Origin of the sequence: Herbaspirillum rhizosphaerae (assembly GCF_046025915.1) — a bacterium.
GTDB lineage: Bacteria > Pseudomonadota > Gammaproteobacteria > Burkholderiales > Burkholderiaceae_D > Herbaspirillum > Herbaspirillum rhizosphaerae_A.
In genome coordinates, this window is record NZ_JAQQFR010000001.1 from 263,266 (window position 1) to 277,712 (window position 14,447).

The 14,447-nt window shown below is 55.0% G+C and carries 11 protein-coding genes; 3 read left to right on the forward strand and 8 right to left on the reverse strand.

Features of this window, described 5'->3' with window-relative positions; genetic code table 11:
- Positions 1 to 130: 130 nt before the first annotated feature.
- From PQR63_RS01230 to PQR63_RS01245, 4 genes are all read right to left on the reverse strand, one after another.
- Positions 131 to 3,568 (reverse strand): helicase-related protein, encoded by a 3,438-nt coding sequence (locus PQR63_RS01230; protein WP_408164916.1) that lies wholly within the window; start codon positions 3,566 to 3,568, stop codon positions 131 to 133.
- 6 nt (positions 3,569 to 3,574) lie between these two features.
- Positions 3,575 to 5,593, reverse strand: coding sequence for a phospholipase D-like domain-containing protein (locus PQR63_RS01235; RefSeq protein WP_408164918.1), 2,019 nt, complete (start codon positions 5,591 to 5,593; stop codon positions 3,575 to 3,577).
- On the reverse strand, positions 5,590 to 6,840 hold the full coding sequence (locus PQR63_RS01240; RefSeq protein ID WP_408164920.1) for a hypothetical protein: 1,251 nt from the start codon (positions 6,838 to 6,840) through the stop codon (positions 5,590 to 5,592). The genes PQR63_RS01235 and PQR63_RS01240 overlap by 4 nt, the downstream gene beginning before the upstream one ends.
- 92 nt (positions 6,841 to 6,932) lie before the next feature.
- The gene (locus PQR63_RS01245; protein ID WP_408164921.1) at positions 6,933 to 7,838 is read right to left on the reverse strand and encodes a LysR family transcriptional regulator; all 906 of its coding nucleotides are present in this window, start codon (positions 7,836 to 7,838) and stop codon (positions 6,933 to 6,935) included.
- Positions 7,839 to 7,974: 136 nt separating this feature from the next.
- On the opposite strand from PQR63_RS01245, the gene mdlC reads away from it, so the two are divergent.
- Together mdlC and PQR63_RS01255 are read left to right on the forward strand one after the other, a co-directional pair.
- Complete coding sequence (gene mdlC, locus PQR63_RS01250) at positions 7,975 to 9,636, forward strand: benzoylformate decarboxylase (RefSeq protein ID WP_408164923.1); 1,662 nt, start codon at positions 7,975 to 7,977, stop codon at positions 9,634 to 9,636.
- 47 nt (positions 9,637 to 9,683) lie between these two features.
- Positions 9,684 to 11,135, forward strand: coding sequence for an aldehyde dehydrogenase (locus PQR63_RS01255; protein WP_408165358.1), 1,452 nt, complete (start codon positions 9,684 to 9,686; stop codon positions 11,133 to 11,135).
- 179 nt (positions 11,136 to 11,314) lie between these two features.
- Here PQR63_RS01255 and PQR63_RS01260 read toward each other — a convergent pair whose 3' ends face one another.
- Genes PQR63_RS01260 through PQR63_RS01275 form a run of 4 tightly spaced genes read right to left on the reverse strand, consistent with a single transcriptional unit; the run spans position 11,315 to position 13,706 of the window.
- Complete coding sequence (locus PQR63_RS01260) at positions 11,315 to 11,839, reverse strand: Hint domain-containing protein (RefSeq protein ID WP_408164925.1); 525 nt, start codon at positions 11,837 to 11,839, stop codon at positions 11,315 to 11,317.
- 55 nt (positions 11,840 to 11,894) lie between these two features.
- On the reverse strand, positions 11,895 to 12,458 hold the full coding sequence (locus tag PQR63_RS01265) for a phage tail protein (RefSeq protein ID WP_408164927.1): 564 nt from the start codon (positions 12,456 to 12,458) through the stop codon (positions 11,895 to 11,897).
- A 42-nt stretch (positions 12,459 to 12,500) separates the two neighbouring features.
- Positions 12,501 to 13,046: a phage tail protein gene (locus PQR63_RS01270; RefSeq protein WP_408164929.1), complete on the reverse strand. Its 546-nt coding sequence runs from the start codon at positions 13,044 to 13,046 to the stop codon at positions 12,501 to 12,503.
- A gap of 42 nt (positions 13,047 to 13,088) precedes the next feature.
- The gene (locus PQR63_RS01275) at positions 13,089 to 13,706 is read right to left on the reverse strand and encodes a phage tail protein (protein ID WP_408164931.1); all 618 of its coding nucleotides are present in this window, start codon (positions 13,704 to 13,706) and stop codon (positions 13,089 to 13,091) included.
- 365 nt (positions 13,707 to 14,071) lie between these two features.
- Between PQR63_RS01275 and PQR63_RS01280 the strand changes: the two genes are divergently transcribed.
- On the forward strand, positions 14,072 to 14,443 hold the full coding sequence (locus PQR63_RS01280; protein ID WP_408164933.1) for a hypothetical protein: 372 nt from the start codon (positions 14,072 to 14,074) through the stop codon (positions 14,441 to 14,443).
- The last annotated feature ends 4 nt before the right edge of the window (positions 14,444 to 14,447 follow it).

A 14,447-nucleotide genomic window follows, 5' to 3' on the forward strand; every position in this document is an offset into this window, starting at 1 on the left:
CGTACCCATATCCACAAGTATCACGGAGTCGTCCGAGTTTCGTGCAGGCTACCTGCAACTCGTGGACGACCGCCGGACAGTGTGCATTGAGGAGGCAGTCCAATCCGCAGTTGAAGACTGCAGAAGGCCATCAAACGGAAACGACTGATAGATCCATGCGCAAATAACGGACCAAGATGTCAGGAATGATCGCCAATATTTCTTCCTGCTGCGCGCTGGGCTGATCCCCTTGCTCTTCGATAATGGTTTCGATACCGTCACTGAACGCTTCCTCGTCAACCCCAGTAGAGTAACTTGGACTGCCCATGAGAATTTCAAATTTTTGTGCTCGGCTATACACCACCCGATATTGGAACTCCTCGTAGTTATTGGCAAGAAATGGAATGCCAATTTCAATACGGATGTCCGGCGTATTCTCAGCCAGAGAATTTACTCGATCAAGTCGCCCGTTACGTTGTTCAAGCCGCGCAGGATTCCAAGGTAAGTCATGGTGAATAATCTCAGCACAGTGTCGATGCAGATCGATACCCTCTGAGCCGATTGCCGTACAGATCAACACATCCGGCATTAGTGGTGAATTGAAGGCTGCGCAAAGACGCCGACGTCGATTGGGGTCGGTAACTTTACCGCTAAGGGTTTCCACACAATCTACCTTCTGCAGGAAGACTCCTTGCCACAGGCTTTGTCGCTTGGAGTTCTGCCGCAAAGCCAGATTGATTGACCCGCTCTCCTGCAAGAGCGCCTCCAGAAAACGTATGACACGTCCCGACATGGTTTCATGACCAACCGGCATAGAGAAAAATCCATCCTTGATTCGCTCTGTACGGTCGTCCAGCTTGCTGAAAAAATCATACCGGGCAATTAAATCGTCACGTAATACAATCTTTCGCAGTCCCTCAAAGAGATCCGACATGATGTTCGCGAGTGCAGGTCCTTTTTGAGTTGGGTTGCCATCTGCTCCCAATAATTGCCGCGCTTCTGAATCGATAAGTTGCCACAGCAAACAGTGAAATTCTTTGTCTGATTCCGTCAACCATAGATTGCGTCGCCCTTCATACACCCGTTTAATGGTGTCGTCGATATCATCTTCTGTGTCTTCGTCGATAGTTTCTTCTATGCGCTCGCTTCCGTCTCCATTTTCACCGTTTAGCAAACTCATCAGTGCCCCATTGGAATCCGCATCAATCGCTCCGGATATGGTGTCGAACAGAGATTTGAAAATGCCGGCCAATGATGTCCAACCACAACGCTCCATTGCTTGCTCGGCATGAGACGTCGCCAACATATGCAAATCTATCAAACGAATTGTCCGACGAGGAGATGCCTTCATCCCTGCTTTCACAATGCAGGACTTGGCGAAAGCGTGCGCTTCGGCAAAATCGCGGTCAGTTGACGGCGCCCAATTGGCTGCCTGGCCATTGGCAGTCAACAAGGAAAGCCACCACGCATTGTCGACAAAGGCGGTGTTCTTAAGAATCGTATCGCGCTTCAATGCGCCCTGCGACGATTTTGTGTCGAGAAAGCCGTTGATCCGCAAGCGCAATGCATCTTGTATTTCATCAAGAGTCGCCACCCGTTCGCAAAAAATCAAGGTCTTTCTTCCATCAACAAAGTTCGCAAATGCGCGATCGGTCGTCGCCGCAACCTTCGGATGCGCGCTCGCTTCCAAAAGTGATTCGAACAAAGCGCTGTACTCCTTAACCGCAGAAGACATCCCGCCCTTTTCTTGAAATTTCTGCCGACTTTCCCTGAATGCACTTCGACTGGAGGTGATCCCCGCGAGCAGGCGTCCGTTCTCCTGATAAGAATTTTTGGACTGACGTCGAATTAACTGGTCGAGTCGCATCCCGACAAAATTAATCAGCGCGTCAGTTTCACCGGCATAACCTTTTCCAAGATACAAAGATGTGCGTGAAGACGCGGTGTCAGGAGTATTGAAATCCGCACCGATATGGAAATTTCGTTTCTTCCGCCCCTTTGTATGTCTGACCACAATCGTACGCAGCTTCAACTGCAAAGCCACAATGGCCGTACGATAATCTCTGGCGGCAACAAAGAAACGACGCAAGACATCGTTGCAACCAGGATCCGAAACGATCTGATCAAGCAAAGCGCTCAGCCCCTCAAGCTCCTGATTTTCCAACAACTCACCAAGCAAGCGGATCTCTTCCGGAGCAGCTGAAATTTGTTCCCACGCTTCGCTGAATGCCAGGCTTGTCTTCATGCAGAAATCCACCCCTCCCTGCGGCTTGAAAATTGATTCTATCGCTGCGACGGCATTACCCTCCGGGTTGGCGACGAAACCGAAAAGACGTTTTATCTCTTCTTCCTCTATCTGGAACGGCGTGGCAGAAAGGATCAGCTTGTTATCAATGCCGGGTGCATATTGTTTTTCGAAATGGCGTGCACCAAGTTTTCCATTCTTCCAGTTGTGCACCTCATCAATAACGGCGAGCCCTACGTTTGCAAGACGCAATTTCTCCACCAACAACGCTGCGCAGAGATTCTCAAAAAAGGCGTCAGCACCTTCGCTATTTCCTGCCCGAAGTTTAGTTGCCATGCCATCCCAGGCATTACCATGTTGCGATGTCGCCATGACCGCATCCGCCGCCGCTATCAGTCCATACAGATCGACCGCCCCCAGCTCTTCGACTTGCTGCACATATGCCGCCCAAACATGGACACGCTTCTGCGGGAGTACGCCTGCGGCGACCAGCGACTTGGCCATCGCCTCGCGCGTTGGATAGTGCAGTCCGTTCCATAACCGCCCGAGCAAGAACATGCACAATTGTTTATATTGCTCCGAATTGCTGTACGGCTTCTTTAACGCACTCATCCCCATGATGAAGATGTTGGCCTCAAAACGATCCTGCTGACAAGCAAATCGCTTAAACAGATTGCTTATCTCCCATCTGGGACATGTCTCATTTTCTATCGCCGCGACAATACGCTCAATATCAAGATTTTCTGATCCATTGAGTTCATTGAGAAAAGCATATATCGCATGTTCCGAGAACTGGGAACAAAAACGATAAAAAGCAATGCTGTCCGATTCAAAGCTACGCAGCTCCGGCCATAGTGTTCGGCGTGAATTGCGCTTGCGCTGATTGTCCCATTCGTTGAAAAAATAGAGAAAGCACAAACGCGCATCATCGTGAACACGTTTGAGATCCACATGGTCCGCAAAGTCGTGTAAGTTTCTCAACAGCGTCCAATAGCCGTCTACCTGGAGTGGGCGCAATTGCTTGCGGTTCTCCGCATGCTCCATGTACTTCTGATCAAAACTGTAGATCTCCTGTTCCCACTTATCTCGCAGCACACTACTAGGAGGCGTGATCAACAGCACCTTCCGGTCATTTTTCTTGCTCTGCATGATGTGTTCAGCCATCACGTTGAGTGCGACATAGGTCTTTCCCATACCAACCTCGTCCGCCAACAAGATCGTGTCAAAGCCGTTGTCGAATTGCGTTGTGATTGCCTTTGCCGTTTCACGCTGTCGATCCCAGTCACGCTGAAATTCTTTTTTCTCGGCGGATGGTCTAACAATTTTACTAAGAGGGATTCGCATCGTCGTTTAATTATTTTGATTGCAATAGTTGATATAGCTCTTGAGCCCCGCATCCATCTCCGGAACCGAATCGGTCAGCAAGGACGCCAGCGCTGCCTGAGACGCCTGCAACTCGGGCAGTTTCTCTGCGAGAGAGCGAAAGAACAACAACAGCTCACCAAGTTTGAAACAAAACTCCAGCTGCGCAGTTTTTTTATTACGGCTCTGTTGAAACTCGCGTTTGAGAATTTTCGCGTATGCGTTAATTGGCTCCGTCAGGTGTTTGCGAACAAACATTGAACGTTCATCCCCGAAAAGCAATTTGTCGGCCTCATCAGCTTTTTTTGTAAACACCCCTTCAATTGCTGAAAATAGACTCAGATAACGTTGCATCTGAATAATGACATTGCTTTCTCTGTCTACTTCGAACATTGCCTGCGGCTTTGGCGAAACAGGTTCACCGGGAATATGCTCCCCAGGCTGCCCACCGTCATCGATGTCGATACCAAGGTAGTACTGCAGCCAATCGTCCGCGTTTGGAAAAACAAATTCATCCTTCTTCTGAACCAGCTCTGGCGCATGCCAAAACGGGATGCAAAATCGCAAAGCTGGCTGCGCTTTCGGCACGAAACTGAGATTTCGTCCCCCAACCAGCCGGACATAAAATTCCTTGGATAGAATATCCTGCGAACGTCTTTCAGATATCGACAGAGGCAAACTGCCCCAAGAGACGTCATATGCACCGATCTCATCGGGAGTGCCGCCATCAATGCGAAAATGAACGGTCTCGCTGATCTCGTCGTAGTGCAAAACAATGCGCTCGATGAAATTTGGATAGCCCGTTTCCTCAACATAGTCCTCATCGTCCACGATATCTGACAATGTCAGCGTATCGGGCACGCGGCTGTATACATTCTCGGATCCTGCGCCAAGTCCTGCGCAGATCCGTCGGATAAGCGTATCCGCGCTACACGTTTCCACGGATATCACCCCGAGTTCAAAGTTGTCTCCGTTCCACGCTTTAGACGTAAAGTTGGCACTGCCGATATAAACCAGGCATTCCATTTCACTCTCGAGCACCAGAATTTTTGCGTGCAGCTTCCGCTCAAGATGCAATCCCTCAGTGGAGCGGCCGTCATTGAATTTTTCAATTCGAATACGCTCCTGTTGAGATATCTGAACGGGAATAACATTGAGGATCCGATCCCGTGTCGCTGCACCAAAGTGTTTTTTGCATATTGCGCTCACAGAACGCTCATCTGTGACGATATGCACCGCATCTGCAGCCCCCACTGCGGAACCAAGCAGATCAATCAATACACCGTCGCCCTGATCGAAAAACGGCGATACTACGAACAAGCGCTTTGGCGCCGATGTCGATATCAAGCTCCAGCGCTCCGCCAGCTGAGACAAACCGGACGTGCCAGTGCCGGAAGCAACCAGCGTGTGACGTACCTTCACATGGTTGACGCCCCACTGGGCCAGACGTCCATCAATAACATTGAGAAGCTCAATCAAGGCCTCCGATGCGACAGCTTGAGGAATGTCCGCGCGCTGCCGCTTCAATAGTTCTACAAAGTCACGCAACACTTGCAGGTCTTCGGTCTCATCCTTATTCCAGCAAAAATCCGTGAACACTTCGCGATTTTTGAATAATCCGGAATAAGTCAAATTCAACGATCCCAAAACTAGCCGCACACTTTGCCCGGTAACGATCAGATATGCCTTCGAATGGTGGCAACTGAACGGTTTAGTACGTACCGGCACCAAATCGAGGAAATGGGGAAGGCGGTTGAATTCTCTCGTTTTTCGGGCATCATAAAAAATAACCGGCTTGAGATCAGCAATGAATTTCCGCTGGTTTCTTCGTAGTTCGAAATCATCCTCAAGCGGCCTGGCACAAATAAGGTTCAACAATTGCTGATCGTCGAACTCATAAGTCATCACCAGGATCTTCTCAATTGGGTCACTGATGTTTTTTGCGATGACGTCCATATAGATCGCCTTGAGCGAATCGAACTGTGTCATGTCAGTATCTGACTTCATGGCTTCGTCCCGGCATAGTCGTAGTAAGTACGCGCCCGACCGAAATGCCAGTCCCGACGATAGCGATAGGCAAGGCATGCCAGAGCGCTGTCATGGTCCGGGGCCGCGTCCAGTTCCTCCCATAACCTAGTGAAATCAGCGATGTGAAACCGGTCTAGTACCAACAACCGTCCATTTTCCATGAAGGGAGAGACATTCTTCAGATTCTGATGGCGAACATGATGCCGAAGAATCAGGTCTGCGGCGACCCGGTAAGAAGAAACTCCTGCCAGAGACTTGAACAAGCCCCTGGCATCTTGATGCGAAGGCACACTGATGTATTCGCCGGCGAGCCGCCCCAGAGTGACCGCCAAGGACTCTTCAATCTCGCCCGGCGGCAGTAAGAAATTTTCCTCCGACAACAGCAAGTACTCTCGCTCAAATATGTACTGCGTAAGCGCCATGAGAAGTTGAAAAATCTGCACCTGCTGGAATCGCGATTCTAAAGTCGGATACCGCTCCCGCAATGTCGGAAATAGCATTGCGTAGTCCTGCGCGCTTTTGTTAAAGTCCGCGAGTGCATCATGCGTTAGAGGAGCATCCCAGTAACAACTGGTGTGCGGCGTGCTGCGGCAGTATTGCCGGATGATGCTGCGCCAAGTTTCCTGCTCATCGCTTTCCGGATCGCAGCTGATCGCATATTCTTGACCGAGCTCTTCCAGCTCCTGCTTGTTGACGGCGTTCTTTTCGTACCACTTTTCGAGACTACGGACTAGCGAAACGCCTCGCCGCTCCGCAAAGGAATCTGCGAGTTGCTGCCCGCAATCACTTAGCTGCGAGCGCCCTTTTTCCACCAGCCCCCAGACATACGATGGCGCTGAATAATGTCCCAACGTCCCGTAGGCTAGACGTTGATAAATTCCGTGCGACTTCGGAATATTGTTGAGGCTGATGTTATCGACGGTCGCCACCATCGGAAGATATTTGGTGACATTGAGAACACCCTCTTTCTGCACAGCATTTGCCAAACCCCACAAGATCTCAAGCTTCCGAAACTCAAATGCAAAAGATGGTTGACCCGGAATCAGCCCCTTGCGTTGCAAGGTCTGGTACACCAAAGCGAGCAAACCGTGATAAACGGGATTATTTGTCAGAACCGTAAATTGTTTGAAAAGAGTGTCCTGTAGATTTGCAGAGGGTGCAATAAATCCAAGTGGATCCATCATCAGTCCGGGCTTCTCCAGAATGACGTATTCTGAAAACTTCATAGAGTCGCGCTCCTTTTAGCGATATTGTTGTTTGTCTTCTACGCCCAATTTCTTTCAGCGCAATACTGGCCATGGAACACTTGAAACATCCATTATTTCGTCACCGTCAACACCCGCAATTCCTCCAACAACCTCACCGCCGGCCCCGGCAAAATCCCATGCCTCCGACGGAACGCGGTCAGCGTTCTCGTTCCCGTCGCGCCTTCAATCTCCAACGCCGTAATCAGTTGTGCCTTGCGGTCCACTTCGAACATCGGGGCGGGCATCCAGCTCAGGAATCCTGAGCGTGTCACCAGGCTTTTCAGCACCATGACCGAGCGCGTCTCTACGGCGCTGTTGGGCATGGGCAGGCCGTGGTCGTGGAAGACTTGTTGCATCTGCTCATAGGGGCCGGTGCCTTGCGGTGGTAGCGCCCAGGGTTGAGAGAGGGTGTCGATGAGGCTGAGGTTTTTCTTTTGGCGCAGCGGGTGGTCGGCGGCGGCGACGACGTAGCTGGTGTCTTCCCAGCGGCAGTCACTGATGGCGCAAATCTCTTCCGTGTCGGCGACGGCCATGCCGAGGGCTAGGTCGACTTCGTGGGTGATGAGGGCGTCGGTGAGGCGATCCCAGACGCCTTCGATGACTTGTACTTGGAGGGTTGGGTGCTTCTTGAGGACTTCGCCGATGGCGAGCGGCAGAACCATGCTGGCGATGCTGCCGACGGCGCCGACGCGGATGGTGCCTTTGACGAGGCCGCGCATGGCGTCGATCTCTTCGGCGGCGTGCTGGGCTTCGCGTAGCAGGAGCGTCGCGTGCGGCAACAGGGCCTTGCCGATGGCGGTGAGTTGCATGCCTTTGGAGTGGCGCTCGAAGAGCGGTGCGCCGACTTGCTCTTCGAGGCGCTTGATGGTGCGGCTCAGTGCGGGCTGGGTCACGTGCAGGGCATCGGCGCTGCGGCCGAGACTGCCGGTGGCGACGATGGTAGTGAAAGCGGTGAGCTGGCGCAGATCGAAAGTCATGCGAAAGAGTAATGTCTTTTATCCCAAAAGGCAATTTCAAAACAAGGCTTGGGCTTTCATACTTGCTGCAGCTGTCGTGCGGCCAGACTGCGCCGCATGACACCGCAATCCCTACATTGAAACCAGGAGAATCAGGGTGAGTACTTCCCAATCCACGCAGGCCGCTGCGGCGACATCAAGCAGATCGTCTTCCACCACGCCGTCTTCAACCATCACTGTGCGCGACGCGGTGCTGGATTTCATGCGCAGAGTCGGCATGACGTCGGTGTTCGGCAATCCGGGATCGACGGAGCTGCCGATGTTTCGCGATTTCCCGGAGGACTTCCGCTATGTGCTGGGCTTGCAGGAGGCGGTGGTGGTCGGCATGGCCGACGGCTATGCGCAGGCCACGCGCAATGCGGCGATGGTGAATCTGCATTCGGCGGCGGGCGTGGGCAATGCAATGGGCAACATCTTCACGGCTTTCAAGAACCGCACGCCGATGGTGATCACGGCGGGTCAGCAGGCGCGCTCTATTTTGCCGTTCGATCCTTTTTTGTTTTCTGCGCAGGCGACCGAGTTGCCCAAGCCGTACGTAAAGTGGAGCGTGGAGCCGGCGCGTGCAGCGGATGTGCCGCTGGCGATTGCGCGCGCGTATTACATCGCGATGATGCCGCCGCGCGGGCCGGTGCTGGTGTCGATTCCGGCGGATGACTGGGATCAGCCGGCGGAGTTGCTGGCGCCGCGCACAGTGAGCACCGAGTTGCGCGCCGAGCCTTTTGTATTGGATCAGATCGGCGCGATGCTGGACGCGAGCAAGCGCCCTGCCTTTGTGGTCGGTGCGGCGGTGGATCGCGACAATGCCTGGGACGCCGTGGTGCAACTGGCCGAGCGTCACAACGCGCGCGTGTTTGCGGCACCGATGTCGGGGCGGTGCAGCTTTCCGGAAGACCATCGCTTGTTTGCCGGCTTCCTCCCGGCGATGCGCGAGAAAATCGTCGGCCTGCTCGATGGTCACGATTGCATCTTTGCGCTGGGCGCACCGGCTTTTACGTATCACGTGGAAGGCAATGGGCCGCATCTGCCGCCTGGTGCTGTGCTGTGCCAGCTGACCGATGATCCGACCACGGCGGCGTGGACACCGTCGGGCACGGCGGCGGTCGGCAGTATCCGTCTGAGCGTGCTGGATCTGTTGTCGCGCGCTGCACCGCCTGCGCGTCCTCTGCCTGCGCCGCGTGTACCGCGTCCGCGTGCAGCGCCAACATCGCCGCTGTCGGTGGCATATGTGATGCAGACGCTGACGGAGTTGCGCAAGCCGTCCGACATCATCGTGGAAGAAGCACCGAGTGCGCGCTCGGTGATGCAGAACTATCTGCCGATCACGCAGAGCGAGGGATTTTTTACGATGGACAGCGGCGGCTTGGGCTACGGCATGCCGGCGGCGTTGGGTGTCGCGTTGGGGGTTGCATCCACCAAGCCCGACGCTCGCATCATCGGTATCTTCGGCGACGGCTCCAGCATGTATTCGATCCAGTCGCTGTGGAGCGCGGCGCAGATGCAATTGCCGATCACCTTCGTGATTCTCAACAATGGCCGCTATGCAGCGCTGCAGGATTTTGCGCCGGTGTTTGGTTTCAGTGCGACGGACGTGGTGCAAGGTACCGAACTGCCGGCGATCGATTTTGTCGGACTGGCGCAAGCGCAAGGTTGCACCGCGCTGCGCGTGGCCGATGCCTCGGCCTTGCGTGATGCCTTGCAGATGGCGCTGAGCCGCAAGGATACGCACAAGCCGATGCTGATTGATGTGGAAGTAGCATAGACAAGATCCGGACAAACAATGCAACGAATAAGTGAATGGAGACAACGATGAACAAGATGGCGATGCTGATCGGCGGCGAACAAACCCAGGCCAAGAACGGCGCAACGTTTGAGCGGCGCAATCCACTGGATGGCGCAATCGCCACCATCGCACCGGCAGCCGGCGTGGCCGATGCGGTGCAGGCGGTGGAAGCAGCGGCAGCGGCTTTTCCGGGATGGGCGGCAACGGGTCCCGGCGAACGCCGTGCCCTGCTGATGAAGGCGGCGCATGCACTGGAAGCGAAGGCTGATGCCTTCATCCAGGCGATGGCGAGCGAGACCGGCGCATCGGCGATCTGGGCCGGCTTCAACGTGCATCTCGCGGCCAATACCTTGCTGGAAGCCGCATCGCTGACGACGCAGATCAGCGGCGAAGTGATCCCCTCCGATCTGCCCGGCAACCTGGCGATGGCGATGCGCCAGCCGGCTGGTGTGGTATTGGGCATGGCGCCGTGGAATGCGCCGATCATCCTCGGCGTGCGCGCGATTGCGGTGCCGCTGGCTTGCGGCAATACGGTGGTGTTGAAGGGTTCGGAGCTGTGCCCGGCAACGCATGGTCTGATCATCGAGGCATTGCAGGAAGCCGGCTTGCCCAAGGGGGTGGTCAACTTTGTCACCAACGCGCCGGCCGATGCCGCCGCCGTGGTGGAAGCGATGGTCGCACACAAGGCGGTGCGCCGCGTCAACTTCACCGGCTCGACACACGTCGGCAAGATCATCGCGATGCTGTGCGCGACATATCTCAAACCCGTGGTGCTGGAGTTGGGCGGCAAAGCGCCCGCGGTGGTGCTGGACGACGCCGACCTGGAAGTCGCGGTCAACGGCGTGGCCTTCGGCGCCTTCGCCAACTCGGGCCAGATTTGCATGTCGACGGAACGCATCATCGTCGACAACAAGATCGCCGACGACTTCGTCGCGCGACTGGCGGCCAAGGCATCCAGCCTGCCGCTGGGCGATCCACGCAAGGGGCCGGTGGTGCTCGGCTCGGTAGTGGATCAGAAAACCGTCGAGCGCTGCAACGCCCTGATCGATGACGCGCTGGCCAAGGGTGCAAAACTGGTGTGCGGCGGCAAAGCCGATTCGACATTGATTCCGGCGACGCTGCTGGATCACGTGACGCCGGCGATGGACATCTACAGCGAAGAATCCTTCGGCCCGGTCAAGGGTATCGTGCGTGTGGAAGGCGAAGACGCGGCGATTGCCTGTGCCAACGACAATGACTACGGCCTGTCGTCGGCGGTGTTCAGCAAGGACACGGCGCGTGCCTTGCGCGTTGCTGCACGCATTGAATCGGGCATCTGCCACATCAATGGCGCGACCGTGCATGACGAACCGCAGATGCCCTTCGGCGGCGTCAAGAGCAGCGGCATCGGCCGCTTCGGCGGCAAGGCGGGAATTGAAGCGTTTACGGATTTGCGCTGGGTGACGGTGCAGACGTCGGCGCGGGCTTATCCGTTTTAGTTTGTTTCTGGATTTGTTCCGGATTTGTTTCCGCAGAGGCGACGCTTGCATGCTGTCGCCTCTGCGGATCGGATGTTGACTATCTGGTGCCTGATCTCTGATACCTGCGGGATGACACGTAGCGAAAATCGTATCTGCGTCCCTGCTTTTGAGCTGGCACTCTCATCTAGTCCGATAGGTCATGAATATACCTGCATCGCGAAATCACCGATGACGATACCGTTGGCCAACAGAATATGTCCATCAGGACTTCCATTCCACGGTCGATTTGTCATGATAGATTGAATGCCGTCCTTGAAATATCCCTTTTCAATTGAACTAATAGCGAGGCTGGCGCCATCCTTATCGACCAATTGCATATCAGGACGCAATAGACCCGCCGTGGTCCATTCGCCATTTGGTAATAGCAACCACTGATCCAATGTGCAGCGAAGCTTGGTTCTCTCCAGTTCAATCTCTACGAGCAGCCTGTCACGATGAGACGCTGTAGGCAACAGGTCATGATGGAAGCCGATCTCAGCATTCGACCATTGTAATGTCAGCTTTCCTCCGGTCGAACTGACCGACGCTGTCATCACCGCATCTCCGAGATTGAATTTGACGCTATCTTTCTGCCCGTCTGGCGTAGCGATCAGCGTACCGGATGCAACGCAGCTTAAGTCCTTGCTTATGCCGGGCAGAGCGTCTTGCGAATTGGATTCCATCTTTTCCTCTTTATATTGGGAACAAATGCTGACGCTCCGAAATTTTCGTAGATTCTTATGCGAACACCGGAAACACGCCATCGCCGGCAGCAGGCTGGGTCATGATGTAGTACGCCAGCGCACCGAACGGCTGGCGGTTTTCGTGCGCATCCGTGCCGCCTTCGAGCTTGCCGAGCGTGTTGCTCATCTTGGCATCGCTGGTGGAGTGAGAGAAGATCTTGGATTCCGGTATCGCCAGACTGTAACCCTCCGCCGGTACGTTTTCCCTGTGATCCGTGACAACGCCGGTCACGGGATCGGTGGTCTTGGGGATGCTGAAGAAGTTCAGGCCATGGCTGTGCGCCGGAATGTTTTCGGCTGCCAGTAATGCCGTGTTGACGCCGAACTTATCACCGATCCGGCGTTGTGACAGCTCGTTGCCCTGCCCCTGGCCGCAAGCCGCACGTCCCGTCAGATTGGGCAACTGAAACTGCCTGACGCCGTCGCCGCCGTAGTTGTTGCCGATCAGGGAAAACAACTGCGTAAAACGGCTGACCGGGAGCGATGCGCCGTCACATAGCGCCCAGCCCGGAGGCGCATAGCCGAACCCGAAAATTTGAATTTCACCGATGAATGCCATATCGCGATGCTCCTGTATTGATGGTCTTGCCGGTCTGAGGTCTTAGGCTCGGGAAGGGAAATATCCCTTGGCGCAGATGCAATACGACAGCACCAGGGTCGGCATCGTATTTTCATGCGATGCAGAGGATCCGGTGACGGACGTCGTCGTATCGGCGGTAGAAAACGGCGTCGCAGACTTGATGTTTTCCGGTTTGACGTAAATGGTGTCACCGACCGCTTTTGCCAGCAGAGCGCCATCAGGTTGCAGGCTGTTGGCCTGATCGCCGCTGACCTCGAACGCATGGGTATGGGCAGGAATGTGCGCGATTTGCAGCGTCACTGTTTCGCTGCCGCCTTTGACGCCGAGCTTGCGGTCAGTCATGGCGCCTGATCTGCTCATGCCTTGTCCCTGATGGACAGGCACGCGGCCACGCAGATCCGGCAGAGCGAAGTTGCTCATGCCATCGCCGCCGTAAGTGGTGCCGATCAGTGCGAACAAGGCATCGTAGTCGCTGATTTGTTTGAGGCTGCCGTCGCATAAGAGCCAGTCGACCGGCGCGCGGCCGAAGGCGAACATGCGAACTTCTCCAATCATGGGGCTAGGCATGGTAGGTGGTCCTGTCTGAAAATTGGTTGGGACGAAACTGAATCAGGGACGCGGCGGGAAAATGCCGTTGATCGCGATGCAAAAACTGAGTACCTGGAACGGCTGCATGTTGTCGTGACCTGTGCCGCCGCCGCGGCTGTTAACGGCGTTTGCGGCGAGCTTCACTTTCGTGGCAGGCGTGCCGGTGACATAGATCTGCTTGTCGGAACTCACGCCCAGCAGATTGCTGACGGGAGTGCGCAGATCGCCGGTGCCGGTTTTGACTGCGTTGACACTGTCATGCGTATGGGCCGGCACCTGATTGGCTTTGAGCACCACTGTTTCAGCGCCGTCGAGCGTGCCGATCTCATAGGGGGACGGTTGCCACGCGGCGTCGACCGATGTTCCGGCGCCGACCGGCGTTCTGCCGCGCAGATCGGGCAAGGCGAAAGTCCGGATACCGTCGCCGCCGTAACGCGTGCCGAGCAGCGCAAACAATGCCTGATAGACATTCACCGGCAAGAGTTGTCCATTGCAAGGAGCAAAGTCTTTCGGCACGATACCAAACGCCGTCGTGATGATCTGCCCCAGATAGTATTCGCCATCCATTTTCTTCTCCCTGAACTGTGCAATTGCAATGTCACCGACATGCCGCGAGGCGCGTCCGGATTTACGGGTCACATGAAAAACCTTCCCGGTCGGATGAAAAATTCATCGGCGCAGCATCGGACGTTGCTGTTCTCGTTCTGCTTTTCTGATGCCGCGATTACCGAAATTTTTGCCAAGCATATGGATCGCGTATGGCGTCGTCAAGCCTAATTCCCATTGAATATTTTTTTCTTTTCGATATCTCGAAAAGTGAGACATGCGGTCAAGTCCTTAGAAAAAAAGGGACTACACTCGCGTGCGGAAACTGGACCGCCTGCGAACGGTGACAAGCCCGCCACGGCACAACCCGCAAGGGTTTTCAGGGAGTGACGTCACACCGCCGTCACATTCGCGGCGTTGTCCGGCAATACCTGCGCAAGACAGAAGTGGATTAACAAATGAGAGTGCAGCTTCGCCTCTCCGGTGTTTTCACGCATGCCGCTTTCACCGACAACAACCCGACAGCAATCCGGCAACAGCGACACCAGATTGCAAACACCGGCTTCAGAACACTCGCACGATCATCCAGGGGGATGCATGTTTCAACCAAGCTTCAGCGGCGGCGCAAGTCGCGTTCTTTTATCGTCACCGATGTCGCCGTGGCGGCGTGCCTGTATTGCGGCGAGATTTGTGACGAGATTCGCATGGTCTTGTGCGGTCACCTTGTCGGCAGCGCTTGCGTTGATGATGCTGGGGAGCGGATTCAACTCAGCCTACGCTTGCGGACCGATCAGCGCGAATGTTGCGTCTGGAACTCAGGTCCAGATTAACTTC

Bases quoted from the DNA above. Each gene is read 5' to 3' on its own strand.
- PQR63_RS01230 (WP_408164916.1), bottom strand. From the start codon at position 3,568: ATGCGAATCCCTCTTAGTAAAATTGTTAGACCATCCGCCGAGAAAAAA.
- PQR63_RS01235 (WP_408164918.1), bottom strand. From the start codon at position 5,593: ATGAAGTCAGATACTGACATGACACAGTTCGATTCGCTCAAGGCGATC.
- PQR63_RS01240 (WP_408164920.1), bottom strand. From the start codon at position 6,840: ATGAAGTTTTCAGAATACGTCATTCTGGAGAAGCCCGGACTGATGATG.
- PQR63_RS01245 (WP_408164921.1), bottom strand. From the start codon at position 7,838: ATGACTTTCGATCTGCGCCAGCTCACCGCTTTCACTACCATCGTCGCC.
- PQR63_RS01255 (WP_408165358.1), top strand. From the start codon at position 9,684: ATGAACAAGATGGCGATGCTGATCGGCGGCGAACAAACCCAGGCCAAG.
- PQR63_RS01260 (WP_408164925.1), bottom strand. From the start codon at position 11,839: ATGGAATCCAATTCGCAAGACGCTCTGCCCGGCATAAGCAAGGACTTA.
- PQR63_RS01265 (WP_408164927.1), bottom strand. From the start codon at position 12,458: ATGGCATTCATCGGTGAAATTCAAATTTTCGGGTTCGGCTATGCGCCT.
- PQR63_RS01270 (WP_408164929.1), bottom strand. From the start codon at position 13,046: ATGCCTAGCCCCATGATTGGAGAAGTTCGCATGTTCGCCTTCGGCCGC.
- PQR63_RS01280 (WP_408164933.1), top strand. From the start codon at position 14,072: ATGAGAGTGCAGCTTCGCCTCTCCGGTGTTTTCACGCATGCCGCTTTC.